A 26,343-nucleotide genomic window follows, 5' to 3' on the forward strand; every position below is an offset into this window, starting at 1 on the left:
CCCGGGGCGCCCCGGGCCCGCGGGAGCGGGTCCGGGGCCTCAGGCGAACAGTTCCGCGAGGTCGTCCACGGCGATGACGAGGACGCCGGCGACCGCGCCCGTCGCCGCCGCCAGGAACACCCCGGCCGGCTCGGGCTCCGCCGCCGGTTCCGACCCGGTGGCGCTGCGGCCGTCGGACGTTCCGGCCTCCTGACCCGCCGGACCCTCCCCGAACCGGCCCCCGGGACCCCCGGGGCCGTGCACGGGCCCCGCCGCGGCGGCGCGGTCCGGCCCCCGCTCCCCCGGGGCATCGCGCCCCCCGCAACCCCCGCCCCGCAGGCCCTCGGACGCCCTCTCAGGGCCCGCCGCCCCGGTGGCGGACGGCGGCCGGGACCGGCCAGCGGCCCCGCCGCACGGCGGCAAGGGGTGACAAGTCCCCACAATCGGCACAGAATGGACTCCATACGGCCAGTGCGGGTCCCCTGCGTTCCGGACCCCGCGACCCGGTCCGCCCACGCAGCGGCGCCCGCCTCGGGTCCACGGCCACCCCTGTCCCCGGCCGGAGGAGTCACCGGATGGAAGGCGCCATGCCCGTCCTCGCCCTGGTCGTCGTCGTGGTGACGGCCGGCGCGGTCGTGGTCTCCGCGCACTTTCGCAAGGAACGCGTCGTCGACCTCCGCAGGTGGGCGCGCACGCACGGATGGACCTACGCCGAGCACCACCCCGCCCCGCTGGGCGACGCGGCGCTGCCGCGCCCCCTGGGCGGGCGCTCCCCCCGGTTCCGCCACGTGCTGACCGGGCGGCACGGCGACCACCTGGTCACCTTCTTCGAGCACTCCCCCCGCCCGGCCCGCGGCTCGGACGAGGCCGTGCACACCTACCGGGTGGTGGCCGTGCGCACCCCCGGGACCGACACCGACCTGGAGATCCGCCGCCGCGACGACGCGGCGGGCACCGCGGCCGCCGTCGCCGGCACCGATCTGGAAGACGCCTTCCAGGTGTCGGGGGGCCGCGGGTTCGCCCGGTCCGCCCTGGACCGGGACACCGTGGAGTGGCTGCTGTCCGACCCCCGCTCGCGGTCCTTCCCGGTCCGCTTCACCGGGGAGCACGTGCTCACCTGGGCCGTCATGCGGCTCGACCCCGACCGGGCGCTCACCGCCGCCGACTACCTCATCGACCTCGTCGACCGCGTCCCCGCGCGGGCCTGGAGGACGCACGCCGCCGGTCCGTGACCCGCCCGCACCACCGGGAGAGCGCTAGAATCCGGCTTGCCCCAACGCGACAAGGAGTGACATCCGTCTTGAGCGACCCCAACTCGACGGCCCGCATCTCCCGCGCGGACCTGTTCCGCGACGAGGAGGTCCCCGACCCGAACTCGACCGCGCGCATCTCCCGCGCCGACCTGTTCCGCGACGACGAGACCCCCGACCCCAACTCGACGGCCCGCATCTCCCGCGCCGACCTGTTCCGCGACGACGAGACCCCCGACCCCAACTCGACCGCCCGCATCTCCCGCGCCGACCTGTTCCGCGACGACGACTGAGGTCGCCGCCATGCGAAGAGCGCCCGCCCGGTACCCGGGTCGGGCGCTCTTCGCTTCGCGGACCGCCGGGGTCAGCGGCGCTCGCGGACGGCGGCGACGATCTCCGCCACCGCCTCGTCCACCGGGACGCCGTTGTTCTGGGAGCCGTCGCGGTAGCGGAAGGAGACCGCGCCCTTGCTGATGTCCTCGTCGCCCGCCAGCAGCATGAAGGGCACCTTCTGCTTCTGGGCGTTGCGGATCTTCTTCTGCATGCGGTCGTCCCCGCCGTCGACCTCCACCCGGATCCCCTCGGCACGCAGCCGGGCGGCGATCTCCTGGAGGTAGGGCACGTGCTCGTCGGCGATCGGGATGCCGACCGCCTGGACCGGGGCCAGCCACGCCGGGAAGGCGCCCGCGTAGTGCTCCAGCAGGACGGCGAAGAACCGCTCGATGGAGCCGAACAGGGCGCGGTGGATCATCACCGGGCGCTGCCGGGAGCCGTCGGCCGCGGTGTACTCCAGGTCGAACCGCTCGGGCAGGTTGAAGTCCACCTGGATGGTGGACATCTGCCAGGTGCGGCCGATGGCGTCCTTGGCCTGGACGGAGATCTTGGGCCCGTAGAAGGCGGCGCCGCCCGGGTCCATGACCAGTTCCAGGCCCTGCTTCTGGGCGGCCTGGCGCAGGGTCTCGGTGGCCTCCTCCCAGACCTCGTCGGAGCCGATGGACTTCTCCGGGTCCTTGGTGGACAGCTCCAGGTAGAAGTCGTTGAGCCCGTAGTCCCGCAGCAGGTCCAGCACGAAGGTCAGCAGCGAGTCGAGCTCGTCCGCCATCTGCTCCTTGGTGCAGTAGATGTGCGCGTCGTCCTGGGTGAAGCCGCGGGCTCGGGTGAGCCCGTGGACCACGCCGGACTTCTCGTACCGGTACACGGTGCCGAACTCGAACAGGCGCAGCGGCAGCTCGCGGTAGGAGCGCCCGCGCGCGTCGAAGATCAGGTTGTGCATCGGGCAGTTCATCGGCTTGAGGTAGTAGTCCTGGCCGCCGTCGAGCTGCATGGGGGGGTACATGCCGTCCGCGTACCAGTCCAGGTGCCCCGACTTCTCGAACAGGGCGCCCTTGGTGGCGTGCGGGGTGTAGACGAACTGGTAGCCGCCCTCCTCGTGGCGCCGGCGCGAGTAGTCCTCCATGACCCGGCGGATGACGCCGCCCCGGGGGTGGAAGACCGCCAGCCCGGAACCGATCTCGTCCGGGATGGAGAACAGGTCCAGCTCGGCGCCGAGCTTGCGGTGGTCGCGCTTCTCGGCCTCCTCCAGGAAGGTGAGGTACGCCTTGAGGGCGTCCTTGCTCTCCCAGGCGGTGCCGTAGATCCGCTGGAGCTGCGGGTTGGTCTCCTTGCCGCGCCAGTAGGCGGCGGCGGTGCGCATGAGCTTGAACGCCGGGACGACCCGGGTGGTGGGCAGGTGCGGACCCCGGCACAGGTCCTTCCAGCACTGCTCGCCGCTGCGCGGGTCGACGTTGTCGTAGATGGTCAGCTCGCCGGCGCCGACCTCGGCGGAGGCGCCCTCGGCGGCCTCGGCGGCGCCGCCCTTGAGGCCGATCAGCTCCAGCTTGTAGGGCTCGGTGGCCAGCTCGGCGCGGGCGGCCTCGTCGGAGACGACCCGGCGGTCGAAGCGCTGCCCCTGCTTGATGATCTGCTGCATCTTCTTCTCGATGCCCTTGAGATCGGCCGGGGTGAAGGGCTCCGCGACGTCGAAGTCGTAGTAGAAGCCGTTCTCGACGGGCGGGCCGATGCCCAGCTTCGCCTCGGGGAACAGCTCCTGGACGGCCTGGGCGAGGATGTGCGCGGTGGAGTGGCGCAGGATCGCGCGCCCCTGCTCGGAGTCGACGGCGATCGGCTCGACGGCGTCGCCGTCGGCCAGCTCGCGGAAGAGGTCCCGCGGCTCTCCGTTGACCAGTGCGGCGATGACGGTCCTGCCGTCGGCCTCCAGCGCCTGCCCCGCCGTGGTGGTGGCCGCCACCACACGCGGTGTTCCGGCGATGGTGATGTGCAGCTCGGGCGCGGCGGACACGGTGACTCCTCGTAAGACGTGGACGGGTGGTGGCGCCGGGCGCCGCGCCTCGTGCGGGCGGCCCCGCGCCTGCGAACGATGCTATCGGCTCCGGGCCGCGTGCGCCCCGCGGCCCGGACGGCCGGAAAACCGTTCCACCTCGCGGTATACGGCGTATGCAAGGAAGGACGGCGGAACCCGGTGCCGCGAATGGGAAGTGCCGGGAACCGACGCACGGACACGATCGTTCACCTTCAGATCGCATGATTCGGACTCGACCGCCATCACTCTCCGAGGTTCCGTAACGGGTACCCGGCACAGGACGACCACGCAGGCCAGCCCCGGGGAACACCCGGGAGCCAGACGAATCTGTCATGAATTGTCACGTTTCCAGCGAGCCGTCCACAGGTTAGCCGCGGACCATTGATCCGCTTGGCGGGATCGGTGACAATCAGCAGACATCCGACCACCGCCCCGAGTCGACCCGAATGCACCCACTCGCTTCGACCGAATACTGTGAGCGCATGTCACCGAGCCCACCGAACGGCCCATCGACCCCGGAGACATCCCCCAGCACGGCCCGCCACCACCGCCGCGCCCGCCTGTGGCGCCGCACCAGGGCCAGGCTCCGCCTCTTCCGCAGGCGCATGCACACCCATCCGGTGCTGCACCTGCCCTGGCGCATCCTCGTGGGCACGGCGGGGACGCTGATCATCCTGGCGGGCCTGGTGATGATGGTGGCCCCGGGGCCGGGGGTCGCCGCGGTCATCCTCGGCCTGGTGGTGCTCAGCACGGAGTTCAGGTGGGCGCAGCGGGTGGTGCGCCCGGCGCAGGTCTGGTTCCGCCGGGCGGAGCGGTTCGGCATGCGGGTGCGCGCCGACGCGGTGAGGCGCTACCGCGCCCGCCGGGAGCTGCGGCGCAAGCGCCTCTCCTCCGGCTGAACGCGGCCGGAGGACGAGACGATACGAGGGCCCCGAAAGGGGCCCTTCGTCATGTCCGGAACACGGAGGACGGCTGCGGGGCGCAGGGGCCCGCGGTGCCGGGAGCCCGCGACTCCCGGGCGGCGGTCCGGGGCGGTCGCAAGGTCGTCCCCGGGTCAAGGCCCCCGGGGGAGGGCCCGGTCCGGCGCGTCGCCGCCCGCGCGGAGCCTCTCGGGCTCCTCCCCCGCACCGGCGGCCGAGAGCCCTCCAGGGGCCGCCTCACGTGTCCGCAGGAGGCCGCGGGAAGGGGCGGGCCCCGCGCCACGTTCCGCGATCCGCGGACGGCGCCGGGCCGATGCACCGCCGCATTCGACGGATCGTCCACCCCGGCCCACGGACCACCAGCGCGCGGCGGGCACCCGGATCCGGCCGGCCAAGGCGACGACCCGCAAGGACACGAGCGCGGAAAACCGCTCCAGGGGGCGTGACCCGTCCCGCACGGGAGCGGGGGAGGTGCCCGGCGGCGGAGCACGGGTGATCCGCCGGTGCGGACACCCGCCGGGGGCCGGGGCACCCCGTCGAAACGCCCCCGCGCGAAGACCCCGGGCCCGAGACGGAGCGGAAAGGCCCCCGACCACAGGGGGTGCCCCGGGGGGAACGGGGGGTCTCCCCCCGGTAAAGACAAAACGACCCCGCGAGGAGGCCGAAGGCCCGAAGCGCGGCGGGCACTCCCCCACGTCACAAGCGGCCGCCCCGACAACCCCACCGGTCGACGCGACCCCGACCACAGGGGGTGCCCCGGGGGGAACGGGGGGTCTCCCCCCGGTAAAGACAAAACGACCCCGCGAGGAGGCCAAAGGCCCGAAACGCGGCGGGCACTCCCCCACGTCACAAGCGGCCGCCCCAACAACCCCACCGGTCGACGCGACCCCGACCACAGGGAGGGCCCCCGGGGGGAACGGGGGGTCTCCCCCCGGTAAAAACGAAACGACCCCGCGAGGAGGCCGAGGGCCTCCGAGCAGGGTCGTCCTGAGTGGGTGGGCGATACAGGACTCGAACCTGTGACCTCATCGGTGTGAACGATGCGCTCTAACCAACTGAGCTAATCGCCCGAGAACCGCGGTGACCCGCCGTTTCGGTGTCCTCCCTGTCGTTCGGACAAGGAAAACTCTAGCGCATCCCGGAGGGTGTTCGCTCCAGTCGGGACCCGCCCCGCGACCACCCCCACAGAAGATGTGACGGAGGTCACATTACGCTACCGTCGGGTTCATGGAAGAGTCACCCGTCGGGCGTGTATCCCCACAGCTAGAAGGAGTTCCGTCACCGACCGGCCCCCGGCACCGCCCCGCGTAGCGCACACTTCGTGACGTGGACCACCCGACATTGGGAAATCTTTGGTTTCTCCTGGTCATTACAGTGACGAAGGATCGTGGAGCCGCCCCGCGGCGCGCCGTGTCCGCTGGGCGGGCGGTGAGACCTCCGATCCGATCGAAGAAAGTCTCCGTACTCACGTCATAGTCCGCGAGCGACCCCGTTGGAGCGAGTGAGACGGCACCGACCCGCACCGCCGCAGGCGAGGGCCGGACGAGAAAAGGTTTGGCGAACATGAACAGTAGCGACACCACTGCCACCGCCGAGCTGGGCCTTCGGCTCGTGGTTCCCGAGCGCACCGCGGTTCCCCTGGTCGCTCGGCTCGACTACAGCTCGAACGACCCTTACGCGATCCGCGTGGCCTTCCACACCGGCGAGGACGACCCCGTCGAGTGGATCTTCGCCCGTGAGCTCCTGACCGTCGGCATCGTGCGGCCGGTCGGCGAGGGCGACGTGCGCGTGTGGCCCTCCAAGGACGAGAACGGGGACCGCAACGTCTGCATCTCGCTCTCCTCCCCCTTCGGCCAGGCCGAGTTCGACACCCAGGTGTCGCCGCTGGCCGAGTTCCTCCACCGGACCTACGAGATCGTCCCGGCCGGGCAGGAGGCCCAGTTCGTCGACCTCGACGAGGAGATCCAGCAGCACCTGGCCTCCTGAGGCCCTCGGCCCGCCGGTACGGGGTCGCGCTCGGGACCGCACGGTCGCAACGGGAAGGGGACGGCGCACGGCGCCGTCCCCTCTCGTGTGTCCCGGGGACCCGTCACGGGTCCAGGTCGTCCGCGGAGCGCTCGGCGAACACCTTCATCGCCTCCAGCGTGACGGGGCCGGGCCCCTGCGACACCTTCAGGTCGTCGATCGCCAGGACCGGCTGCACGTCGCGCCCGGTGGAGGTCAAGAACACCTCGGAGACCTCCGGCAGCCGCGCCATCGGCACGTCCTCCTCCTCGCCCCCGTACCACTCCAGGACGAGCTCGCGGGTGATGCCGGCCAGCGGGCCCGCGGACAGCGGAGGGGTGACCAGGCGCCCGTCCAGCACCACGAAGACGTTGCTGCCGGTGCCCTCGCACAGGTTCCCGGAGACGTTGCGAAAGACCGCCTCGCTCGCCCCCCTCGCCTTGGCGTGCGCCAGGGCGAGCACGTTGTCGGCGTAGGAGGTGGTCTTGAGCCCCGCCAGGGCGCCGAACTCGTTGCGCGGCCAGGGGGCCAGCGCGACCACGGTGTGCGGGGCGATCGGCAGGAAGGGGCCCAGCGCCACGATCAGGGTCTGCTCGCCGGCGGCCCGCTCCGAGCCGAGCGGCCCGGCGCCGTCCGTGACGGTGACGCGCACCCGGGCGTCGGTCAGCTCGGGGTTGGCGGCGATCGCCAGCCCCACCCCCTCGGCGACCAGGTCCAGGTCGGGCGTCTCCATGCCCAGCCCCTCCGCGGAGCGGGCCAGGCGGCGCAGGTGGCGCGTGAGCGCGAACGGGCGGCCGTGCCGTGCCCGGACCGTCTCGAAGACGCCGTCCCCGACGGTGATGCCGTGGTCGGCCACCGGGATCCGGGCCTCGGCCTCGTCGACGACGGCGCCGCGGCCGTGACCGGCACCGGCGATCCACACCTTCATAGCCCCAACCCCCAGTGTTCTCGGGCGCCCGGCTCGCGCCGGGCCGCGCCACGATCCTCCCACCCCGCGGGCGGCCCCGGGGTCCGGGCGCTACCGGCAGGCCGTCGGGCTTGGCAAGGACGTGACCGGCACCGGCCGCGGTCCGGTTCTCCTGGTCCGTTCATCATCGCATCGTGACTGGTCAGGCGCATCCCGAGAAGCGGCGGCCCGATCGGCTGACGCCGGGGGGCCCGAAAAGATAGGTTACGAATGGCTATCATCTGGGCAACGCTTATGCGGGACCCGGCGGTGACCGGTCGTGCTCTCCCCCTCTGACGACCGCCCCGCGGCGTACGGGTCCCCGCAGGTCCCCTGCCCGCCCCGACCCGACAGAGCAAAGAGAGACATGATCCCACCGAGTACCGCCCGCGGAGAGCTCAGCTGGTTGCTGGACGACCTCCTCACCCGGGCCTCCGGAACGCAGCACGCCATCGTTCTGTCCACCGACGGGCTCCTCATGGCGACCTCCAGCGGCCTGGACCGGCCGGCCGCCGAGCACCTCTCCGCCATCGCCTCGGGCCTGCACAGCCTCGCCGGCGGCGCCAGCAAGCAGTTCTCCGCGGGGAACATCCGGCAGAGCATCATCGAGATGGACCGCGCCTTCCTCTTCGTCGCCGCGGCGGGCGAGGGGGCCTGCATGGCCCTGATGTCGGACTCCGACAGCGACGTGGGCCTGATCGCCTACGAGATGAACAAGGTGATCGAGCGGGTCGGCCAGTACCTGTCCGCGCCGCCCCGGCCCGACATGCCCTCCACTCCGGCGCACGTGGAGAAGTGACCCCTACCGCCGCCGCGGCGGGCCGCCCGGCGGCCCTGCCCCGGCAGGGGGGACGGGTGCGCCCCGGGCCGCCGATTTCGCGCTCGGCGCGGAATCCGCTAGAGTTCTTAACGCAGCGAGAGGGCGGCCCGGAGATGAACGGGAGGCCCACAAGAATCGCCGCGCGGACGTGGCTCAGCTGGTAGAGCATCACCTTGCCAAGGTGAGGGTCGCGGGTTCGAATCCCGTCGTCCGCTCCAACGGTCCGACTCGGCCACCGCGAGGTGGCGGAGCGGGACCGGCGCCGGGACACCGTTTCCGGAGCACAAGCGGACGTGGCTCAGCTGGTAGAGCATCACCTTGCCAAGGTGAGGGTCGCGGGTTCGAATCCCGTCGTCCGCTCGGAGAGGCCCGCATGGGTGTCCACAAGGCGATTCCCCCATGTCGTTTCCAGGCGGAGTGGCCGAGTGGTTGAGGCAAGGGACTGCAAATCCCTGCACACGGGTTCGATTCCCGTCTCCGCCTCCATGCACCTCATTTCCCATGAGGGCGGTTAGCTCAGTTGGTTAGAGCGCTACCTTGACACGGTAGAGGTCACAGGTTCGAATCCTGTATCGCCCACCAGCATCACCCGAGGCCAGGACACCAGTCCTGGCCTTCGGCGTTCCCGGGGGCGGGCGTGTGGGAGCCGCCTGGGAGATCGTCTTCCCCGCGGGCTCCTCCGGGGCCCGTTTTCCATGCCCGCGCGGCGGTGCTCCCCCGCTGACGGAACCGCGGACCACCGCGCCCCGCCCTGCGCGGAGACCGCGTCCACGCCGGCCCCCGCAGGGCCCCTCCCCCGCGCTCCGTGCCCGCTCCCGTGTTCCGTGCCCGCTCCCGGCGCGTCCCGTGTTCTCCGAAACCGGTTCTCTGGAACCAGGAAGCACATGGCACCCCGAGGCGAACACCAGGGGACGTCGTGGATACCCCGCCGGGTTCCGGTGCGAGGCCTTCCCGGTCCCAGCCGTCCGGCATCGCGGAGCCGCCCGGCCCTCCAGCACACCCGGCAGGGAGTACCGGCTCCACACCGCCGGAGTACACGGCCCGGCAGGCGTGGTCCCGGCTGGGCGAGCACACCGACCGCGCGGGGCCGGACGCCGCCGCCCCGGTCCGGGACTTCGCCCGCCGCTGCCCGGTGCCGGACGGGCACGGCGGCGGCCGGCGGCCGGGGCCGCGGGGAGCGCCCACGCCCCCGGCGGCACGGGGCGGACGCGGGCCCGCGGGACCGGCCCCCGGACGCGGGCTTGACCCTGTTCCAGGAACACGGTGTCTCCTGGCGGTCCGAGTACCGGCCGCATACGGGGAGGCGCACATGGAGCATCGGAGACCGCGCGGGAGGAGCGTGCCCGGTGGGCACCGGTCCCGGGGGCCGGCCGGAATCGGCGCGCTCGCCCTGGCAGGGGTCCTGGCGGCGTGCGCCCCGGCGCAGCCGGCCCAGGAGGTGTCCGGCACCGGCTCCCCCTCCGCCGACCTGGACCGCTTCTACGGACAGGAGCTGGAGTGGGGGGACTGCGCCGGCCACGCGACGACGGACACCGAGGCCGCGCTCATGGGCCTGGCGCCCGGCATCGAGTGCGCGCGCATGGAGGTGCCGCTGGACTACGGGGACCCCGAGGGTGAGCAGGCGTCCGTGGCGGTGTCGCGGGTTCCGGCCAGGGGCGAGTCGATGGGACCGCTGCTGTTCAACCCGGGCGGCCCGGGCGGCTCCGGGGTGGTGGGCGCCGCCCTGACGTTCGCGGGGCTGGCGGAGAGCGAGATCACCGAGCGGTTCGACGTGGTCGGCTTCGACCCGCGCGGCGTCGGCGCCACCGTGCCCGCCGTGGACTGCTACACCGACGAGGAGGCCGACGCGGGGGTCGTGGCGCTGGGGTCGCAGGGCACCACCGTCGAGTTCACCGAGGAGGACACCCGCGCCATCATGGAGCGGTGCGCCGAGGGGTCGGGCGGCGTCGGGGTCCTCCCGCACCTGGGGACGCGCGACACCGCGCGCGACATGGACGTACTGCGGTCCGTCCTGGGCGAGGAGAAGCTCACCTACCTCGGGCAGAGCTACGGGACCCGGCTGGGGACCCTCTACGCCGAGCAGTTCCCGGACCGGGTGCGGGCGATGGTGCTGGACGGGGCCAAGAACCCGCTCGAAGGCACCTTCGAGAGCCGCGTGAACGCGTACGCGGGGTTCCAGGCGGCGTTCGACGAGCTGGCGGCCTCCTGCGCGGAGGAGGCGGACTGCCCCCTGGGCACCGACCCAGCCCAGGCGACCGCCCGGTTCCAGGAGATCGTGCGGCCGCTGCGGGACGAGCCCGTGCCCGCTCTGGACGCGGAGCTGGACTTCGACGGCGCGGTCGGCGGGGTGGTCGCGGGGCTCTACAACACGCAGAGCCACCCCCGGATCGTCGAGGGCATCGCGGAGGTCGCGCAGGGGCGCGGCGACACCCTGATGCAGCTGGTCTACGACTTCGGGCTCCGCGGCCCCGACGGGCGGTGGCCCAACTCCCTGGAGGCCAACCACGCGATCAACTGCATGGACGAGGACCGCCTGACCCCGGAGCAGGGCGGGGAGCTGCGGGAGGCGACCTACGAGCAGGCGCCCTTCATGGACCCGGGTGTGGACGTGAGCGCGGGGGCGCGGGACGGGTGCGAGCACTGGCCCGCCGAGCCCGGGGTCGGGTTCCCCTACGCCCAGGACGTCGAAGGCCTGCCCGCCACACTCGTGGTGTCCATCACCGGCGATCCCACCACGCCGCACGAGGGCGGCATCCGGCTGGCCGAGACACTCGGGGGCGCGCTGCTGACGGTCGAGGGGACGGGGCACGGGATCGTCGGCCTCGGGACCAACGAGTGCGTCGACCGGGCGACGGCCGCGTACCTGATCGACCTCGACGTGCCCGACGAGGGCGCGACCTGCACGCTGTGACTCCGCCTCCCGGGGGGCGCGCCCGTATCCTCACGAGTGCGCGTTCCCCCGGGACCGGATCCCGGGGCGTCGACGACGGGGCCGCGGCCGGCCCCGCGAGGAGGGGCCGATGACACCGCCGACGGACCCGGAACCCGCGCCCGACGACCGCGCACCGGCACCGCCGTTCCCCGGGGCGGGGGCGACCACGGGGTGGAGCACGCGCGAACTCGCCGAGATGGCGGGCACGACGGTGAACACCGTCCGCCACTACCACCGCATCGGGCTGCTCGACGAGCCCGAGCGGCTGGGCAACGGCTACAAGCAGTACCGGGCGCGCCATCTCGCGCGGCTCGTCCGGATCCGGCGGCTGCGCGAACTCGGGCTCCCGCTCACGCGGGTGGAGCGGATGGGGGACCGGCCGGGCACCGTCGCCGACTCGCTGCGCGTGCTCGACGCCGAGCTCGCGGCCGGTATCGAGCGGCTCCAGCGGGCGCGCGCCGAACTCGCCGCCCTGCTGCGCGACCGCACCCCGATCGACGTCCCGGCAGGCTTCGGGCCGGTCGCCGGGCGGCTGGGCGAGGCCGACCGGGCGCTCCTGGCGATCTACTCCACGTTCTACGACGAGCGGGCGCTGGGCGACATCAGGCGCATGATCGAGGCCGAGCCCGCCGACCTCGACCGCGAGTTCGACGCGCTGGGCCCCGACACGGACGAGGAGACCCGGGAACGCCTGGCCGAGCGGGTGGCGCGGGCGCTCGCCGGGCATCGGGAGGCCTTCCCCTGGCTGGCGGAGCAGGGGGCGCACCGGACGAAGCCCTGGAGCGAGGTCGCGCGGACGGCGGCGCGCTCCCTGCACGACCTGTACGGCGAGGCACAGCGCGACGTCCTGCGGCGCGCGGTCCTCCACCTGTACGGGGAGGCCGCCGCCGGGCGGCCCGGCGACCCGCGGGAGTAGGGCCCGGGCGCGCCGGCCTACGGGGCCGCATCGGGCCGCCCGGGCGCGCCGGCGCCCCGCGGGCCGTCAGATGCGGACCCCGATGGCGCCGGCCCCGCGCGAGAGCTCGGGCAGCCAGGCGAGCAGTTCGTCGGCGCCGGTGACGTCGGTGGTCGTGACCAGGTTGATGGCCCCGGCGATCTCCTTGTCGGCGTCGTGCACCGGCAGGGTGAGGCTCAGCGCCCCCAGCTCCCGCTCGGACTCGGCGAGGTGGTAGCCGTTGCGGCGCACGCGCTCGACGTCGGCGCGCAGCTCCTCCAGGGTCTGCACCCGGCCCGAGGCCAGGGTGGTCTCCGGGGAGCGGCGGTGGTACTCCTCGATCTCCTCGTCCGGCAGGGCCGCGAGCAGGACCTTGCCGCCGCCGACGTCCAGCGGCACCCGGCGCCCGATGGGGAACTGGTAGCGCAGGGGGTCCGCGCCGCTGACCCGGGCGACGAGGATGCGCTCGTCCCCCGACCGGACGTACACCGACGAGGTCAGCCGGGTGGTCGCGGAGAGCTCGGTCAGCACCGGGGGGGCGACCGTGCTCATCCGGTCGTGGACCACGAACGCGTGGGCCAGCGACAGCAGCACCGGTCCCAGTGAGTAGCCCAGGCGGCCCTGCTGCACGTATCCGCGCCGGACCAGCTGGTTGACCGTGCGCTGGGTGGTGGCCAGGTGCAGGTCCGCCTCCCGGGCGATGTCGCTCAGCCGCAGCGGTCCGCGCGCGCGTTCCAGGCATTCGAGGACGTCCAGCGCACGGTCGAGCGTACGCCCCTGGTTCCCGCCTCCGGCTGTGGCGCCCATGCTCGCCTGGCCACTCTCCCCACTCGTGTTCCTCCGGGGATCCCCGTGTTCGCGGCGGAGGCCGCGAGGCCCGCCGGACACGGCGATCCGGCTCGCCGTCGACCCTTCCACGGTAGCGGAGAGGTTTCCACCAGGTTGACAGCCGAAAGAGCCACAGGTCACACTCACTATCAACCAGCAAGAGAAACTATCACCCAATGATAGATGGTGGAGTGATGAAGGTAGCTGTCCTGGGCCTCGGCGAGGCCGGAGCGATCTACGCGAAGGCGTACGCCGACGCCGGTTGGCGGTCGGTCGGGTTCGATCCCGGCCCCGCGGTCCCCACACCCGAGGGCGTCACACGGGCCTCCTCGACGGTCGAGGCGGTCGAGGGCGCCGACCTCGTCCTGAGCCTGACCACGGCAGCCCACGCGGTCCGGGCCGCCGGGGAGGCCGCCCCCGCGCTGCGCCCCGACGCCGTCTACATCGACCTGAACGCGGCCTCACCGCAGGTCAAGACGGATGTGGCCCGTACCATCGGTGACGCGGCCGGCGTCGTGGACGGGGCCGTCATCGGCTCCGTCGTCAAGTTCGGAGCCGGGGTCGAGGTCCTGCTCTCCGGTCCCGCCGCGGACGGCGCCGCCCGCGCCCTGGAGGTCGTGGGCTCGGACGCGCGGCCGATCGGGGACACGGTCGGGGCGGCCTCCGGCCGCAAACTGCTGCGCAGCGTGTTCATGAAGGGCCTCGGCGCGCTGATCACCGAAGCCGTCGACGCGGGGGCCGCGGCGGGTGAAGAGGAGTGGATGCGCAAGCAGATCGCCGACGCGCTCACCGGTGGTTCCCAGGCGCTGGACCGGCTGGACCACGGGACGCGCCTGCACGCCGTGCGGCGCTCCAGCGAACTGGAGGCGAGCATCGCGCTGCTGGACGGCCTCTCCGTCGAGTCGCCGGTGAGCCGGGGCGCGGCCGACCGCCACCGGTACCTGGCGCGCACGGCCGGCGGGGGCGACGAGCGGCTGATCGACGCCTTCGCGGCGATTCCCAGTGCGGCCGTCGGGGACGCGCGCGACCGCCTGGGGTTCGTGTCCTCCCGGATCAGGCCGGTGTGGAGCGGGGCGCGGGTCTCGGGCCGCGCGCTCACCGTCCAGACGCGCCCGGGCGACAACCGGGCGCTGCACCGGGCGCTGGCCCAGGCCCGGCCCGGCGACGTGCTGGTCGTGGACGGCGGGGGCGACGGCTCCCGGGCGCTGCTGGGCGAGCTGATCGCGGAGCGCGCCGTCAACCGGGGCGTGCGCGGCATGGTGGTCGACGGCGCGGTGCGCGACGTCGACGAGCTGCGCGAACTCGGGTTCCCGGTCTGGGCCGCCGCGGTCTCCCCCGCGGGCCCCTACAAGGACGGGCCCGGCCACGTCGGCCGCACCATCTCCGTGGGCGGCGCGGTCTGCGCCCCGGGGGACATCGTGGTGGCCGACGGCGACGGCGTCTTCATCGTGCCGCGCCTGGAGGCCGAGCAGACCCTCGCCGCGTCCCGGCTCGTCCTGGAGGACGAGGCCGAGCGGCTCCGCACCATCCGCCGGGAACGCGGATGAGCACCCCCCACGGGTCGCTCCGCGCGAGCGACACCCCGCCCGTCCGCGGGCACCGGCACGCCCCACCACCGAAGGTCGACCCATGCCCATCGCACTTCTAGCCCTCGCGGCCTTCATCGCCGTGATCATCGTGTGGAACGTCGTGTTCAAGCGGAACATGGGCGAGGCCATGCTGCTCGGACTCGTGACCACGGCCCTGTTCGCCGGAGCGCAGGCGCCCGCCTACCTCCTGGGCGGCCTGGCCGACGCGCTCACCCACGACGTGCTCTACGCGGCCCTGGCCTTCGTGTTCATGGCGTACCTCATCGACGTCACGGGGCTGATCCAGCGGATCCTGGCCATCCTCAACTCCGTGTTCGGCCGCATCCGCGGCGGTCCCGCGTTCATCGACACGGCCGGCTCCGCGGTCTTCGGGTCCCTGTCGGGGTCCAACTCCGCCAACACCGCCTCCAGCGGATCCTTCACCGGGCCCTGGATGGTGCGCACGGGGTGGACGCCCACGCGGGCCGCGACGGTCCTGGCCGGGAACGGGGGCATGGGCGCGGCCCTGCCGCCGAGCGCCTCCATGGTGATCATGATCGGCTTCGCCGGGGGCATGGTCACCACCGGACAGGTGTACCTGGGCCTGCTGGTCGCCGGGCTCTACCAGATCCTGCTGCGCATCGGCCTGGTGGCGTACTTCGTGCGCCGCGACGGCATCCCCAAGGTGGACGAGCACGACCTGGTGCCGCTGCGCACCTCGCTGCGGCAGGGGGCCGGGGCCCTGTCGATCTTCCTCGGCGCGCTCATCCCCATCGTCCTCACCGTGGGCCCGCTGGCGGACCTGCTCGCCGAGTCGACCCCCCTGGGCGACGCGATGGGCGACATCTCGCTGCTGACCTGGATCCCCATCCTCATCATCGGCTTCGCCCTCGTCGCCGGGCGGGACCGCCTCCCGCGCTCGGCGCGCGACTGGTCGCGCCTGCTGGACGGGGCGCTGCCCAAGTTCGCGACCATCGGCGCCCTGCTGTTCTTCGCGATCGCCGCGAGCGAGATCCTCGGGCGGCTCGGACTGGCCGAGGACGTCAACGCCGTCCTGGAGGCCCTGCCGGTCGGCTCGACCCTCATGGTGGTCGTGGTCGGACTGGTGGTCACACTGGTCGCCGGCCCGCTCTCCTCGACCGCCACCCTGACCGCGGTCGGCCAGATCTCGTTCCTGGCCCTGGTCGGTGTGGGCGTCGACCCGCTGCTCGCCGTCATCGCGATCCTGGTGTTCGCCTCCACCGAGGGCGCCTCGCCGCCCGCGTCGGGGTCGATCTTCGTGGCCGCGGGGCTGACCGGGGCACGGCCGGAGAGCACCTTCCTGCCGCTCATCGTCTACTACATGATCCCGATCTTCCTGATCGGCTGTCTGATCGGTTGGGGCGTCCTTCCGGTCCTGGGAGGCTGACCATGACCGCTCTCAAGTCCCGGGCCTTCACCGTGGTCCGCGCGCTGTTCAAGATCGGCCTGCTGAGCTGCTTCGCCCTCGGGGCGCTGCTGGTGCTGGGCCAGCTGGCCGGTGTCGTCGCCCAGCGGCCGGAATGGGTGACCGGCGCCTCGGACCTGTTCTTCGTGCCGACCATCGCCGCCGCTGCGGCCTTCGGGGTGCTGGGGTTCATCGGCAACTACCTCCGCCCCGGAGCGGGCGGGCCCGAGGAGGAGTGAGGCGGGGGCCGCGGCGCGCCGCGGCCCCCCGGCCCGGTCCTCCCCCGCCCCGGGGATGACGGATGTCATCGCCGCGGGCGTGTGTATCTCAGCCGGAACCGGTGACGGCCGCCCCTGCCGGTCGGGGCCCGTCCCTCGTTAGGTTCTAGGTATGAACAGCGACGACCGTCCCCTCCCCCCTCCCTCCGCGCGACCCGCCGCAGACCCCGCGGCCCCCGCGGCTGAGGCCGAACCGCAGCCCGTCCCGCCCACCGCCCTCCCGCGGCGCCGCGGGCCGGTGCCCGTCCCGGCCGGGGTGCCCTACCACCGCGTCCTGGCCGGGGAGAAGCGCCGCGTCTGGCGCGGCGTCCTGGCGATCGTGCTCCTCGTGGCCGGGATGCTCGTGCTCAGCTTCGGCCTGAGCTTCCTCGCGGTGATGGTCGACACCCTGACCGGCAGGTCCGACCCGATGTCGGGCGAGATGGAGTTCACCCCCCTGCTCAACGGCGCGGGCCTGCTCTCGCTCGCCCTGCTCATCCCCTGGAGCATGCTCCTCCAGCGGTGGCTCTACGGCGTGCGGGCGGCCTCCCTGCACTCGGTCCTGGCGAGCTTCCGGTCCGGCCCGTTCACCCGCTCCCTGCTGGTCCTGGGGCCGGTCTGGGTCGTCTACATGACCGTCTTCTCCTTCCTCAGCCCGTATGAGGAGGGGGTGTGGTCGACCACCGACCTGCTGCTGACCTTCGGCATCATCCTGCTGCTGGTGCCGCTCCAGGCGGCCGGCGAGGAGTACGGCTTCCGCGGCCTGGTCTTCCGGGTCGCCGGGAGCTGGGGCCGCGGCCCCCGGACGGCGCTGCTCCTGGGCGTGGCCGTCTCCAGCCTGGTGTTCATGGCGGCGCACCTGGCGGCCGACCCGTGGCTGAACCTGTACTACCTGACGTTCGGCGCCACGCTGGCGCTCATCACCTGGCGCACCGGCGGCCTGGAGGTCGCGATCGTGATCCACGCGGTGAACAACACGCTCGCGTTCCTGATCGCCGTCATCACCCACTCCGACCTCGCCGCCGGGTTCGACCGCTCGGTGGGCATGGGATCGGCGGTCATGCTCGTCCCCTGCGCCCTGCTCATCGCGGTCACGGCGGTGGTCTGGCTGGCCACCCGGCGCACGGGACCCGCGCTGACCCCCGGCGGCGCCCCGACGGGCCCGGCCGTGTAGCGGCGGTCCCCGCCGGGTCCCGGGGCCCCGCACCCGGTAACGGGTGCGGGGCCCGCCCCTGGGGTCAGGGGACGCGGTGGCCCGCCGCGCGGAACAGCTCGTACCACTCGGGCCGGGTCAGCGGCAGGTCCGACCCCAGGGCCGCGCCGGCCACCCTCTCGGGTGTGGTGGTGCCGAGCACCACCTGCATGCGGGCGGGGTGGCGGGTGATCCAGGCGGTCGCCACGGCGATCGGCGGCACCCCGTACTTCTCCGCGAGCCGGTCGAGGACCGCGTTCAGCTCCGGGTGGTCGGGCGAGCCGAGGAAGACGCCGCTGAAGAACCCCGACTGGAACGGCGACCACGCCTGCACGGTGATGTCGTGCAGGCGGGCGTGGTCCAGGACGCCGCCGCCGTCCAGGACGGTCGCCTGCGGCTCCCCGAGCATGTTCGCGGCCACCCCCTGGGCGACGATCGGGGCGTGGGTGACCGACAGCTGGAGCTGGTTGACCGCGATGTGCTGGCGCACGTACCGGCGCAGCAGGTCGATCTGGCGGGGCGTGTGGTTGGAGACCCCGAAGGCGCGGACCTTGCCCGCGGCCTCCAGGTCGTCGAACGCCCGGGCCACCTCCTCCGGCTCGACGAGGGCGTCGGGCCGGTGCAGCAGCAGGATGTCGACGCGGTCGGTGTCCAGGGCGCGCAGCGAGCCCTCGACGGACGCGAGGATGTGCTCGTAGGAGAAGTCGAAGTAGGGCCCCCCGGGGACGATGCCCACCTTGGTCTGCACGGTGACGGCGTCGCGCTCGGCGGGGGTGAGGCGCATCGCCTCCGCGAAGCGCCGCTCGCACTCGTGCAGGGAGCGGCCGTAGATGTCGGCGTGGTCGACGAAGTCGACGCCCGCGTCCCGGGCGGTGCGCACGAGGGCGCGGATCTCGTCGTCGGTCTTCTCGGCGATGCGCATGAGTCCGAGGACGACGTTGGGGGCGGCGATGTCCGTCCCGGGCAGGGTGAAGGTCTTCACGGGGTTCCTTTCGGTCCGGCGTTCACGGTAGGAGTGCGGGCCGGGGGAAGTCCAACAGGGGCGTCCTCCGCGATTCAGAACCGGGGCTCATCAATTCCCGCCGGGGTGCCCGCCCCGTGTGATCCACGCCATGGCGAAAGATATGGACGTTGAGTCCATATAGGAGTTATATGGACTCGTAGACCATTTCACGGAGACCACGGGAGGCAGGACCATGGGCAGCAGCGGAACCGATCGCGTCGCCCTCGTCACCGGCGGTTCGGGCGGCATCGGGCGGGCCGTCGCCGAGCGGCTGGCCGCCGACGGGACGGCGGTCGCCGTCCACTACGCCGGGAACAGGGAGCGCGCGCAGGCCGCCGTCGCCGCCGTCACGGGCGCGGGTGGCAGGGCGATCACCGTGGCGGGCGACGTCGCCGACGAGAACGCCATGGCGGCCGTGTTCGACGAGGCCGAGGCGGCGTTCGGCGGCATCGACGTCGTCGTCAACACCGCCGGGACCATGGTCCTGGGGCCGATCGCCGACTTCGACCTCGACGCCCTGGACCGGATGCACCGCACCAACGTCCGCGGCGCCTTCGTCGTCTCCCAGCAGGCCGCCCGGCGGGTGCGCGCGGGCGGCGCGATCATCAACGTCTCCACCAGCGTCTCGCGCCTGCAGTTCCCCGGCTACGGCCCCTACGTCGCGAGCAAGCGCGCGGTGGAGGGGATCACCCTGATCCTCGCCCGCGAGCTGCGCGGCCGGGACATCACCGTGAACACCGTCGCCCCCGGGCCCACCGCCACCCCGCTGTTCCTGGACGGCAAGTCGCAGGAACAGGTCGACGCGCTCGCCGCGGCCCCTCCGCTGGAGCGGCTGGGCCGACCCGAGGACATCGCCGAGTCGGTGGCCTTCCTCGCCGGACCGGCCCGCTGGGTCAACGGCCAGACCCTCTACACCAACGGCGGCCTCGCCTGAGGCCTCCCCCGGCGCGCCCGCGCGGCGCGGTCGCGTACGGTGCCGTCGGGGGCCGGGGAGCCGGCGCCCGGGAGACGGGGAGCGAGGAGGGGGAGCGTGACGAACGATTCGGCGGCCGGGGCCGCCGACGGGGGTCCGCGGCGCGGCGCCCGCGGCCGGGGCCGCCGCCCCGCCGAGGAGGTCCGCGCGGACGTCCTGCGCACCGTGGGCGGCCTGCTGCTGGAGGAGGGCCTGGCGGGCCTGACCTTCGAGCGGGTGGCCCGCCTGTCCGGCGCCAGCAAGACCACCCTGCACAAGTGGTGGCCCTCGCGGGGCTCGCTGGCGCTGGACGGCTACTTCCACGCCGTCCAACCCGCGCTGGACTTCCCCGACACCGGGGACGTGCGCGCCGACCTCCTCTCCCAGATGCGGTCGTTCGTGCGCGTCATGACCCGCACGCCCGGGGGCCGCGTCCTGACCCAGCTGATCGGCGAGGCGCAGACCGACACCGGGCTGGCCGCCGCCTACCGGCGGCTGTACTCCTCTCAGCGCCGCGCCCTGGCCGCCGAGCGGCTGCGCCGGGCGCAGGAGGAGGGCCAGATCCGGGCGGACGCGGACGTGCGGGTCCTCGTCGACCAGCTGTGGGGGGCGGTCTACCACCGGCTGCTCATCCCGGACGAACCGGTCACCGAGGAGTTCGCCGCCGCGCTGGTGGCCAACCTGCTGGACGGCGTCGGCCCGGGGTGACCCGGCCCGGCCCCGGCCCGGCCCCGGCCCGGCCCCGGACCGGCCGGTTCCGGCATACTGTCCCCATGCCGGAACACGGACCCCGCCTGGAGATCGAGTACTGCACGCGCTGCCGCTGGCTGCCGCGCGCGACGTGGATGGCGCAGGAGCTGCTGACCACGTTCGAGGCCGAACTGGGAGAGGTCGCGCTGGTCCCCGGGACCGGCGGGGTGTTCGAGGTGCGGGTGGGCGGCGAGACCGTGTGGTCGCGCAGCAGCGACGCCGCCTTCACCGACGCCGCGGACATCAAGCGGCTGGTCCGCGACAGGATCGCCCCGGACCGGCCGCTGGGCCACTCCGAGCGCAAGGACTGACACGGCCCACGCGCGTCCTCCCCAAAAGCGCGTGCGGCGTCTACCGTTGCCCCATGAGCGACTCCCAGAACGAGATCGACCCGTCCGCCCCGCCCACCGGCCCCGGCTGCCGGGAGTGCGACGAGGGCGGCGGCTGGTGGTTCCACCTGCGCCGCTGCGCGGCCTGCGGGCACGTGGGCTGCTGCGACAGCTCGCCGGGGCGGCACGCCACCGGGCACTTCGAGGAGACCGGGCACCCGTTCATCCAGAGCTACGAACCCGGCGAGGTGTGGTTCTACGACTTCCGCAGCGGCGGGACCGGCGAGGGCCCCGCACTGGCGGAGCCCACCTCCCACCCCGCGGACCAGCCCTCGCCCGGCCCGGCCGACCGGGTGCCCGGGGACTGGACGCGGCGGCTGAACCGCTGACCCTCAGCGCCCGCCCGGGCGGGCGCGGGCCCGCAGGCGCCCGGCCAGCAGGCGCACCGCGCCCGCGATGACCGCGACGTTGAAGACCATCTGGCAGATGAGGAGCCCGCGCGCCCACTGCCCCTGGGCGTGGATGTCGCCGTAGCCGACGGTGGCCAGTGTGGTGAGGGCGAAGTAGAGGGCGTCGGTCCGGGTCTCCAGGCCCGCGAACTCGCCGGGCCGGGCCAGCGCCATCCCGTGGTCGGCGAGGGCGAAGAGGGCGATCCCGCAGGCGGCGAGGAGGATCGGCGGGCGCAGCGACAGCCCGGCCGGGTCCTCCCGCTCCTGGAGCCGGGCCGCCCGGACCACCGACCGGCAGATCAGGGCGAGCCCGGCGGCCAGCGCGGTCCAGCGCACCCACACCTGCCAGGAGTCGCCGACCGCCTCGAAGGGGACGAGGTAGTACAGCACGACGACGAGTCCCACCTCGCCCGCGAGGATCGTGCGGTCCCACCGGCGCGGGGGCGGCGTCCGCCCGCTCTCGAAGGCCATGACCCACAGTCATAGCACGGACACGGCGGGCTTTCCCGGCGGCTCAGCGCAGGGCGCCGCGGCGCTCCAGGATGTCCAGCACGCGCTCGTACCAGCGCAGGTTCTCCTCCTCCAGGGCGATGCCCCGGAGCAGGGTGAGGTAGGGGCCGATCCGCTCGGCGCGGGACAGGTGCTCCTCCTCGGTGCGCCCGTCCAGCAGGTGCGCGCGCAGCCGGAGGTAGTGGCCCAGGCGGGCGCTGGACCAGGCGGTGCGCTCGGTGACCGCGGTGCGCACGGCGTCGGCGTCGCCCACGTCCACGGACTGCACCTGGACCATCAGCTCGTCGCGGATGGCGATGGGCCGGGGCGGGCGGGAGGTGAAGGCGCGCAGTTCCCCGCGACCGCGGCCGGTGAGGGTGAAGACGCGCTTGTCGGGCCTGCGCTCCTGGCGCACGACGGTCGCCTCGATGAGGTCCTCGCCCTCCATCCGCTCCAGCTCGCGGTAGATCTGCTGGGGGGTGGCCATCCAGAAGTTGGCCACCGAGGAGTCGAAGATCTTGGTCAGGTCGTACCCGGAGGCCGGGCCCTCCAGCAGGGCGGCCATGACGGCGTTGCGCAGTGCCATCGGGCCACTGTAGCGCCCCCGGAATAGTCGCGTCGTTGACTGGTCAAGGAATCCACTGCCGCCCCGTGTACAGCCCGGCCCCGCCCTGTTAGCCTCCTGCACACCTATTCAATTCGTTGACTGAGGAGAGTGCGCCGTGGGGACCTTCCGCGAGGCCGTCGAGGCCCGGGACGGCGAGGCCGTCGCCGCCCTGCTCGCCGACGACGTCGTCTTCACCAGCCCGGTCGCGTTCCGGCCGCACCGCGGCAGGGCCGTCACCGCCGCCATCCTGCGCGCGGTGCTGCGGGTGTTCGAGGACTTCCGGTACGTGGGCGAGTGCGCCTCCGCCGACGGGCGCGAGCACGTGCTGCGGTTCCGGGCCACGGTGTCGGGCCGCGAGGTGGAGGGCTGCGACCTGCTCCACCTCGACGACGAGGGCCGGATCGACGCCCTCACCGTGATGGTCCGCCCGCTGTCGGGGCTCCAGGCCCTGGCCGACGCGATGGACGCGCAGTTCGACCGCGTCCGGGAGGAGGCCGCCGCCGGGTGACCCCGGCGGGCGCGGCGCATACCCTCGCAAGGGTGACGAACACACTCGCGGCGACCGACCCCGTGACCGCGGCCGCGCGGATCCGGGGGGTCCTGGGCGACGGCCCCGTGCTGGTCCTGACCGGGGCGGGCGTCTCCACCGACTCCGGCATCCCCGACTACCGCGGTCCCGGGTCCCCGCCCCGCACCCCCATGACCTACCAGCAGTTCGTCGGCGATCCGGCCTTTCGCCGCCACTACTGGGCGCGCAACCACGTCGGCTGGCGGCACGTGCACCGGACCCGGCCCAACGCGGGCCACCTGGCGCTCGCCCGCCTGGAGGCCGCCGGGGTGGTCTCGTCGGTCATCACCCAGAACGTGGACACCCTGCACGAGGCGGCGGGCAGCCGCTCCGTGATCGACCTGCACGGGCGCTACGACCGGGTGGTGTGCCTGGAGTGCTCGGCGGTGCTCCCGCGCGAACGGCTGGCCGAGCGGCTGGCCGCGCTCAACCCCGGGTTCGCCGGCATGGTGGACGACGTGGAGATCGCCCCCGACGCCGACGCCGCCCTGGCGTCCACCGAGGGCTTCCGGGTGGCGGACTGCGCCCGCTGCGGCGGCGTGCTCAAGCCCGACATCGTGTACTTCGGCGAGAACGTGCCGCCCGCCCGGGTGCGCCGCGGGTACCGGCTGGTGGAGGAGGCCGCGGCGCTGCTGGTCGCCGGCTCCTCGCTGACCGTCCTGTCGGGGCGGCGGTTCGTCAGGGCCGCCGCCGACGCCGGCCTGCCGATCGTCATCCTCAACCGGGGCGCCACCCGCGGCGACGCGCTGGCCGACCTCACCGTGGACGCGGGCTGCTCGGAGGTGCTCGCCGCCCTGGCCGACTCTTACGCCTCCTGAGGCCGCGCCCCGTGCCCCGTCCGCGGCGCGGGGGCCCGGTCCAGGCCGGCGAGGAAGTCCAGCAGGGCCGCGTTGACCTCCGCGGGGCGCTCCTGCTGGGTCCAGTGCCCGCAGCCCTGGAGGGTGATGTCCCCGCGCAGGTCCGGGACGATCGAGGTGAGCGCCGCCCGCAGCTCCGCAACCCCGCGCATGGCCAGGACCAGGTCCATCGTGCCCACCGCGTAGAGCCCGGGCACGTCGATGGTGCGTCCCCGGAACGGCGACATGAGGCCCTGGTTGGCCTCGATGTTGCGGTACCAGTCCAGCGGGCCCGTGTAGGCGTGCTCCCCGTGCAGGGCGTGCTCGCGGGCGAACACCCGGACGTCCTCCTCGGTGAGCCAGGCGGGCAGCGACTCCGGCTCGGGCAGCCCGTCCACCGCGGTCGTGCCCTCGGGGATCATCCACACCCGCGGCCCGTCGGCGAAGGGGGCGTCGCCGGAGGCGCCCACCAGGATCCGCCGCAGGAACCGGGCCGGGTCGGCCGCCATCTCCGCGTCCGCGCGCCCCCGCTCCTGGAAGTACACCTGGTAGTAGCCCTCGCCGTAGATCTGCCGGGTCACCGAGGGCGGCGGCATCATCGCCGGGGGCGCCGGGGGCACGCTCAGGCCGACCACGCCGCGCACCAGGTCCGGGCGCATGAGCGCGGTGGCCCAGGCGACCGGGGCGCCCCAGTCGTGCCCGACCACGACGGCGCTCTCCTCCCCCAGCGCGGCGATCAGCGCGACCACGTCGCCCACCAGGTGCGGCAGGGTGTAGGACGACACCTCCTCGGGCCGGTCGCTGCGGCCGTAGCCGCGCTGGTCGGGTGCGACGACGCGGTACCCGGCCGCGGCCAGCGCGTCGAACTGGTGCCGCCAGGAGTACCAGCCCTCGGGGAAGCCGTGCAGGAGCAGCACCAGCGGGCCGCTCCCCCGGTGCGCGATGTGCAGGCGGACACCGTTGACCTCGACGTCCTCGTGCTCCACGTTCATCGTCCGCTCCTGGTGCCGGTCGGGGAGGGTCGGGGCCACGCTACAGCGCCGCTCCCGGCGGCGTCCCCCGCTCGCGAGGACGGGAACCGGGCTTTTTCGGACCAGGGGCGGAAAAGCGCGAAATAAGCCGGTGCGGTGGTAATCCCGCCCGTCCCGCCCGGGACTACTTCAGCGAGAGTCCGGCGATGTCGAAGGAGACCGATGAGGACCGACAGGGCGCAGGCCCCGCCCACCGACCGGCTGGCGGACCTCTACGACCGCTACCACGCGAGGATCCTCGCGTTCTGCCTCCTGCGCGCGGACGAGACGGTGGCCGAGGAGGTGGCCAGCGAGACGTTCGTGGTCGCCTGGCGCAAGCTGTCCGCCGTCCCCGACCCGCCGCTGCCCTGGCTGCTGGGGGTGGCCCGCAACCTGCTCCGCAAGCAGTACGGGGCCCGTATGCGCCGGGAGACGCTGCTGCGGCGGCTGGCCGACCTCTCCGACCGGCGCGACGAGCAGGACTGGGACGTCGCCGAGAGGTTCGTGCTGCGCGAGAGCGCCGTCCGGGCGCTGGGCGGGCTGTCGGAGAAGCACGTGGAGGCACTGACCCTCGTCGCCTGGCACGGGCTGTCGCCCGCCGAGGCCGGCCGCGTGGTCGGCTGCTCGTCCGGGACCTTCTCGGTCCGCCTGCACCGCGCCCGCCGCGCGCTGGCCAGAGCACTGGAGTCCCTGGAGGGCTCCGCCGCCCGCCGGGGGGCGGACCGCCCCTCCCCCGGCCACCGGGCCGTTCCCGGTACCGTCGCCCGCACCGTTCACCAGGAGGCACGATGATCCAGGACGACATCCTCGAAACCGTGTCGGCGCTGGAGCCCCGGGCCCTGCGCGAGCGTGCCGACGAGCTCAGCCGGCGCCGGCGCGAACACGTCCTGGAGCGGGCGCGGGCGGCGGGCGGGCGGAGGGCGTTCCTGCGGGCCGCCGCCGACCGCCGGTGGCGGCTGCCCCTGACCGCGGGTGTGCTGGTCACCGCCGCCGCGGTCGCCGCCGGGGTCCTCGTGTACTCCCCCGGCCGGACCGTGGTGCCCGGCGAAGGCGACGCCGACGTCCAGAACAACGGCGTGGCGGCGTCCGGCCCCGCCGACGCGCGGGAGCTGTTCGCCGCCGCCGCCGAGGCCGCCGCCGCCCGGGAGGCGGACCCGGAGGGCTTCTGGTACGTCCGCACGCGCCGCCACCTCGTCGCGGACCCGCCCGGGGTCCTGGGCGAGGGGGAGGGCGAGTACACCGTGCGCCAGACCTTCACCGACGAGAGATGGTGGGAGCTGGGCGGGGAGTTCCGGAGCCTGGCCAACCTCAGCCTGGACACCGAGACCGAGTTCCCCACCGAGGCGGACGAGAGCGCCTGGGAGCGGGACGGCTCGCCCGAGCTGGCCTTCGCCTCCCCGATGAGCACCGCCTACCGGGGCGAGAGGAACACCCCGTACGGGGTGGGGGTCTCCGGTCTGGCGGCGCTGCCCGAGGACGCCGGGGCGCTGGAGGAGGTCCTGCGCGAGCAGTGGACCGCGAACCGCCAGGGCGGCGAGCCCGAGGGGGTGCCGCCGGTGGAGCCGACGGAGGAGGACTTCCGGGCCAGCATGGTCTACGACTTCCCCGCGCTGGCGACCTCCCCGGTGAGCGGCCGGACCCTGGGGGCGCTCTTCACCCTGGCCGGGGAGATCGAGGGGATCCGCCTGGTCGGCCCGGCCCGGGACCCGCTCGGCCGGGAGGGCTACGAGGTGGAGGTCGTGAACCCGGCCTCCTCCGACGAGGGGCGGGAGAAGTCCGTCCGCTGGATCATCGACCCCGACGGCGGGGCCCTGCTGAGCGAGCACTGGGACGAGCACGCCTGGACGGCCTACGAGGAGGTCGGGGCCGTCGACGAGATCGGCGACCCGGCCGTGCCGGTGGAGTACGAGGACTGGTGACCGCGGTCCGGCGCCG

General features: G+C 73.8%; 27 protein-coding genes and 5 tRNA genes. 23 read left to right on the forward strand and 9 right to left on the reverse strand.

Features of this window, described 5'->3' with window-relative positions; translation table 11 throughout:
* Positions 1-39 precede the first annotated feature (39 nt).
* Positions 40-243 (reverse strand): hypothetical protein, encoded by a 204-nt coding sequence (locus BUE45_RS16875; RefSeq protein WP_073380311.1) that lies wholly within the window; start codon positions 241-243, stop codon positions 40-42.
* Positions 244-554: 311 nt separating this feature from the next.
* On the opposite strand from BUE45_RS16875, the gene BUE45_RS16880 reads away from it, so the two are divergent.
* Together BUE45_RS16880 and BUE45_RS16885 are read left to right on the forward strand one after the other, a co-directional pair.
* Positions 555-1,211: a hypothetical protein gene (locus tag BUE45_RS16880; protein WP_073380312.1), complete on the forward strand. Its 657-nt coding sequence runs from the start codon at positions 555-557 to the stop codon at positions 1,209-1,211.
* A 68-nt stretch (positions 1,212-1,279) separates the two neighbouring features.
* Positions 1,280-1,522 carry a hypothetical protein gene (locus BUE45_RS16885; protein WP_073380313.1) on the forward strand — a complete coding sequence of 81 codons (243 nt, stop codon included), beginning with the start codon at positions 1,280-1,282 and terminating at the stop codon, positions 1,520-1,522.
* A 71-nt stretch (positions 1,523-1,593) separates the two neighbouring features.
* Here the strand turns inward: BUE45_RS16885 and thrS are convergent, their stop codons facing one another.
* Entirely contained in the window at positions 1,594-3,567 is a 1,974-nt protein-coding gene (gene thrS, locus BUE45_RS16890; RefSeq protein WP_073380314.1) for a threonine--tRNA ligase, read from the reverse strand.
* Between the two features lie 626 nt (positions 3,568-4,193).
* Here thrS and BUE45_RS16895 point away from each other — a divergent pair.
* Positions 4,194-4,487: a PGPGW domain-containing protein gene (locus BUE45_RS16895; RefSeq protein ID WP_073380315.1), complete on the forward strand. Its 294-nt coding sequence runs from the start codon at positions 4,194-4,196 to the stop codon at positions 4,485-4,487.
* Between the two features lie 1,017 nt (positions 4,488-5,504).
* On the opposite strand, the gene BUE45_RS16900 is transcribed toward BUE45_RS16895, so the two are convergent.
* A tRNA-Val gene (locus tag BUE45_RS16900) sits at positions 5,505-5,578 on the reverse strand.
* Between the two features lie 493 nt (positions 5,579-6,071).
* On the opposite strand from BUE45_RS16900, the gene BUE45_RS16905 reads away from it, so the two are divergent.
* Positions 6,072-6,494: an SsgA family sporulation/cell division regulator gene (locus BUE45_RS16905; protein WP_073380316.1), complete on the forward strand. Its 423-nt coding sequence runs from the start codon at positions 6,072-6,074 to the stop codon at positions 6,492-6,494.
* 103 nt (positions 6,495-6,597) lie between these two features.
* Here BUE45_RS16905 and BUE45_RS16910 read toward each other — a convergent pair whose 3' ends face one another.
* Positions 6,598-7,440 (reverse strand): aminotransferase class IV, encoded by an 843-nt coding sequence (locus tag BUE45_RS16910; RefSeq protein ID WP_073380317.1) that lies wholly within the window; start codon positions 7,438-7,440, stop codon positions 6,598-6,600.
* Positions 7,441-7,825: 385 nt separating this feature from the next.
* Here BUE45_RS16910 and BUE45_RS16915 point away from each other — a divergent pair, with 385 nt between their 5' ends.
* The 7 genes from BUE45_RS16915 (at position 7,826) to BUE45_RS16945 (ending at position 12,126) form a co-directional block, all read left to right on the forward strand.
* Positions 7,826-8,257, forward strand: a complete 432-nt coding sequence (locus BUE45_RS16915; RefSeq protein ID WP_073380318.1) for a roadblock/LC7 domain-containing protein — start codon at positions 7,826-7,828, stop codon at positions 8,255-8,257.
* Positions 8,258-8,420: 163 nt separating this feature from the next.
* Positions 8,421-8,496, forward strand: a tRNA-Gly gene (locus tag BUE45_RS16920).
* A 69-nt stretch (positions 8,497-8,565) separates the two neighbouring features.
* Positions 8,566-8,638, forward strand: a tRNA-Gly gene (locus BUE45_RS16925).
* A gap of 51 nt (positions 8,639-8,689) precedes the next feature.
* Positions 8,690-8,764: transfer RNA gene (locus BUE45_RS16930), tRNA-Cys, on the forward strand.
* Between the two features lie 19 nt (positions 8,765-8,783).
* Positions 8,784-8,860, forward strand: a tRNA-Val gene (locus tag BUE45_RS16935).
* A 757-nt stretch (positions 8,861-9,617) separates the two neighbouring features.
* A complete protein-coding gene (locus BUE45_RS16940) occupies positions 9,618-11,189 on the forward strand; it encodes an alpha/beta hydrolase (RefSeq protein ID WP_245833314.1) in 1,572 nt (523 codons plus the stop codon).
* 109 nt (positions 11,190-11,298) lie between these two features.
* A complete protein-coding gene (locus tag BUE45_RS16945; RefSeq protein WP_084737410.1) occupies positions 11,299-12,126 on the forward strand; it encodes a MerR family transcriptional regulator in 828 nt (275 codons plus the stop codon).
* A 66-nt stretch (positions 12,127-12,192) separates the two neighbouring features.
* Here BUE45_RS16945 and BUE45_RS16950 read toward each other — a convergent pair whose 3' ends face one another.
* A complete protein-coding gene (locus BUE45_RS16950) occupies positions 12,193-12,951 on the reverse strand; it encodes an IclR family transcriptional regulator (protein ID WP_073380320.1) in 759 nt (252 codons plus the stop codon).
* A gap of 215 nt (positions 12,952-13,166) precedes the next feature.
* Here BUE45_RS16950 and BUE45_RS16955 point away from each other — a divergent pair, with 215 nt between their 5' ends.
* The 4 genes from BUE45_RS16955 (at position 13,167) to BUE45_RS16970 (ending at position 17,397) form a co-directional block, all read left to right on the forward strand.
* Complete coding sequence (locus BUE45_RS16955; protein WP_073380321.1) at positions 13,167-14,519, forward strand: RraA family protein; 1,353 nt, start codon at positions 13,167-13,169, stop codon at positions 14,517-14,519.
* A gap of 82 nt (positions 14,520-14,601) precedes the next feature.
* Positions 14,602-15,948 (forward strand): TRAP transporter large permease subunit, encoded by a 1,347-nt coding sequence (locus BUE45_RS16960; protein WP_073380322.1) that lies wholly within the window; start codon positions 14,602-14,604, stop codon positions 15,946-15,948.
* A gap of 2 nt (positions 15,949-15,950) precedes the next feature.
* Positions 15,951-16,205, forward strand: coding sequence for a hypothetical protein (locus BUE45_RS16965; RefSeq protein ID WP_073380323.1), 255 nt, complete (start codon positions 15,951-15,953; stop codon positions 16,203-16,205).
* Positions 16,206-16,356: 151 nt separating this feature from the next.
* Positions 16,357-17,397, forward strand: coding sequence for a CPBP family intramembrane glutamic endopeptidase (locus tag BUE45_RS16970; RefSeq protein WP_073380324.1), 1,041 nt, complete (start codon positions 16,357-16,359; stop codon positions 17,395-17,397).
* A 64-nt stretch (positions 17,398-17,461) separates the two neighbouring features.
* On the opposite strand, the gene BUE45_RS16975 is transcribed toward BUE45_RS16970, so the two are convergent.
* Entirely contained in the window at positions 17,462-18,397 is a 936-nt protein-coding gene (locus BUE45_RS16975) for an aldo/keto reductase (protein ID WP_073380325.1), read from the reverse strand.
* Positions 18,398-18,611: 214 nt separating this feature from the next.
* Here BUE45_RS16975 and BUE45_RS16980 point away from each other — a divergent pair, with 214 nt between their 5' ends.
* The 4 genes from BUE45_RS16980 to BUE45_RS16995 all read left to right on the forward strand — a co-directional run bounded on the left by BUE45_RS16980 (position 18,612) and on the right by BUE45_RS16995 (position 20,838).
* The gene (locus BUE45_RS16980; RefSeq protein ID WP_073380326.1) at positions 18,612-19,352 is read left to right on the forward strand and encodes an SDR family oxidoreductase; all 741 of its coding nucleotides are present in this window, start codon (positions 18,612-18,614) and stop codon (positions 19,350-19,352) included.
* Between the two features lie 96 nt (positions 19,353-19,448).
* Positions 19,449-20,078, forward strand: coding sequence for a TetR-like C-terminal domain-containing protein (locus tag BUE45_RS16985; RefSeq protein ID WP_073380327.1), 630 nt, complete (start codon positions 19,449-19,451; stop codon positions 20,076-20,078).
* A gap of 65 nt (positions 20,079-20,143) precedes the next feature.
* Complete coding sequence (locus tag BUE45_RS16990; protein WP_073380328.1) at positions 20,144-20,431, forward strand: Rdx family protein; 288 nt, start codon at positions 20,144-20,146, stop codon at positions 20,429-20,431.
* A 53-nt stretch (positions 20,432-20,484) separates the two neighbouring features.
* Complete coding sequence (locus tag BUE45_RS16995; protein ID WP_073380329.1) at positions 20,485-20,838, forward strand: UBP-type zinc finger domain-containing protein; 354 nt, start codon at positions 20,485-20,487, stop codon at positions 20,836-20,838.
* A gap of 3 nt (positions 20,839-20,841) precedes the next feature.
* Here the strand turns inward: BUE45_RS16995 and BUE45_RS17000 are convergent, their stop codons facing one another.
* Complete coding sequence (locus tag BUE45_RS17000) at positions 20,842-21,369, reverse strand: potassium channel family protein (protein ID WP_073380330.1); 528 nt, start codon at positions 21,367-21,369, stop codon at positions 20,842-20,844.
* A gap of 43 nt (positions 21,370-21,412) precedes the next feature.
* Positions 21,413-21,973, reverse strand: coding sequence for a PadR family transcriptional regulator (locus BUE45_RS17005; RefSeq protein ID WP_073380331.1), 561 nt, complete (start codon positions 21,971-21,973; stop codon positions 21,413-21,415).
* Positions 21,974-22,109: 136 nt separating this feature from the next.
* Between BUE45_RS17005 and BUE45_RS17010 the strand changes: the two genes are divergently transcribed.
* Together BUE45_RS17010 and BUE45_RS17015 are read left to right on the forward strand one after the other, a co-directional pair.
* Positions 22,110-22,502: a nuclear transport factor 2 family protein gene (locus tag BUE45_RS17010; protein ID WP_073380332.1), complete on the forward strand. Its 393-nt coding sequence runs from the start codon at positions 22,110-22,112 to the stop codon at positions 22,500-22,502.
* 32 nt (positions 22,503-22,534) lie between these two features.
* Complete coding sequence (locus tag BUE45_RS17015) at positions 22,535-23,380, forward strand: NAD-dependent protein deacetylase (RefSeq protein WP_073380498.1); 846 nt, start codon at positions 22,535-22,537, stop codon at positions 23,378-23,380.
* Here BUE45_RS17015 and BUE45_RS17020 read toward each other — a convergent pair.
* Positions 23,368-24,390 carry an alpha/beta fold hydrolase gene (locus tag BUE45_RS17020; protein WP_073380333.1) on the reverse strand — a complete coding sequence of 341 codons (1,023 nt, stop codon included), beginning with the start codon at positions 24,388-24,390 and terminating at the stop codon, positions 23,368-23,370. The genes BUE45_RS17015 and BUE45_RS17020 overlap by 13 nt on opposite strands.
* 201 nt (positions 24,391-24,591) lie before the next feature.
* Between BUE45_RS17020 and BUE45_RS17025 the strand changes: the two genes are divergently transcribed.
* Complete coding sequence (locus BUE45_RS17025) at positions 24,592-25,200, forward strand: RNA polymerase sigma factor (RefSeq protein ID WP_073380334.1); 609 nt, start codon at positions 24,592-24,594, stop codon at positions 25,198-25,200.
* A complete protein-coding gene (locus tag BUE45_RS17030) occupies positions 25,197-26,327 on the forward strand; it encodes a hypothetical protein (RefSeq protein ID WP_073380335.1) in 1,131 nt (376 codons plus the stop codon). The genes BUE45_RS17025 and BUE45_RS17030 overlap by 4 nt, the downstream gene beginning before the upstream one ends.
* Positions 26,328-26,343 lie beyond the last annotated feature (16 nt).

The sequence above is a fragment of the Nocardiopsis flavescens genome (assembly GCF_900141985.1).
GTDB lineage: Bacteria > Actinomycetota > Actinomycetes > Streptosporangiales > Streptosporangiaceae > Nocardiopsis > Nocardiopsis flavescens.

Excerpts from the sequence above, each read along its gene's own strand:
- BUE45_RS16905 (WP_073380316.1), top strand. The coding sequence starts at position 6,072 with ATGAACAGTAGCGACACCACTGCCACCGCCGAGCTGGGCCTTCGGCTC.
- BUE45_RS16965 (WP_073380323.1), top strand. The coding sequence starts at position 15,951 with ATGACCGCTCTCAAGTCCCGGGCCTTCACCGTGGTCCGCGCGCTGTTC.
- BUE45_RS17025 (WP_073380334.1), top strand. The coding sequence starts at position 24,592 with ATGAGGACCGACAGGGCGCAGGCCCCGCCCACCGACCGGCTGGCGGAC.
- BUE45_RS16945 (WP_084737410.1), top strand. The coding sequence starts at position 11,299 with ATGACACCGCCGACGGACCCGGAACCCGCGCCCGACGACCGCGCACCG.
- BUE45_RS16910 (WP_073380317.1), bottom strand. The coding sequence starts at position 7,440 with ATGAAGGTGTGGATCGCCGGTGCCGGTCACGGCCGCGGCGCCGTCGTC.
- BUE45_RS16995 (WP_073380329.1), top strand. The coding sequence starts at position 20,485 with ATGAGCGACTCCCAGAACGAGATCGACCCGTCCGCCCCGCCCACCGGC.
- BUE45_RS17000 (WP_073380330.1), bottom strand. The coding sequence starts at position 21,369 with ATGGCCTTCGAGAGCGGGCGGACGCCGCCCCCGCGCCGGTGGGACCGC.
- BUE45_RS16955 (WP_073380321.1), top strand. The coding sequence starts at position 13,167 with ATGAAGGTAGCTGTCCTGGGCCTCGGCGAGGCCGGAGCGATCTACGCG.
- BUE45_RS16980 (WP_073380326.1), top strand. The coding sequence starts at position 18,612 with ATGGGCAGCAGCGGAACCGATCGCGTCGCCCTCGTCACCGGCGGTTCG.
- BUE45_RS16880 (WP_073380312.1), top strand. The coding sequence starts at position 555 with ATGGAAGGCGCCATGCCCGTCCTCGCCCTGGTCGTCGTCGTGGTGACG.
- BUE45_RS16970 (WP_073380324.1), top strand. The coding sequence starts at position 16,357 with ATGAACAGCGACGACCGTCCCCTCCCCCCTCCCTCCGCGCGACCCGCC.
- BUE45_RS17005 (WP_073380331.1), bottom strand. The coding sequence starts at position 21,973 with ATGGCACTGCGCAACGCCGTCATGGCCGCCCTGCTGGAGGGCCCGGCC.
- BUE45_RS17030 (WP_073380335.1), top strand. The coding sequence starts at position 25,197 with ATGATCCAGGACGACATCCTCGAAACCGTGTCGGCGCTGGAGCCCCGG.
- BUE45_RS16950 (WP_073380320.1), bottom strand. The coding sequence starts at position 12,951 with ATGGGCGCCACAGCCGGAGGCGGGAACCAGGGGCGTACGCTCGACCGT.
- BUE45_RS16990 (WP_073380328.1), top strand. The coding sequence starts at position 20,144 with ATGCCGGAACACGGACCCCGCCTGGAGATCGAGTACTGCACGCGCTGC.
- BUE45_RS17020 (WP_073380333.1), bottom strand. The coding sequence starts at position 24,390 with ATGAACGTGGAGCACGAGGACGTCGAGGTCAACGGTGTCCGCCTGCAC.
- BUE45_RS16895 (WP_073380315.1), top strand. The coding sequence starts at position 4,194 with ATGCACACCCATCCGGTGCTGCACCTGCCCTGGCGCATCCTCGTGGGC.
- BUE45_RS16960 (WP_073380322.1), top strand. The coding sequence starts at position 14,602 with ATGCCCATCGCACTTCTAGCCCTCGCGGCCTTCATCGCCGTGATCATC.
- BUE45_RS16915 (WP_073380318.1), top strand. The coding sequence starts at position 7,826 with ATGATCCCACCGAGTACCGCCCGCGGAGAGCTCAGCTGGTTGCTGGAC.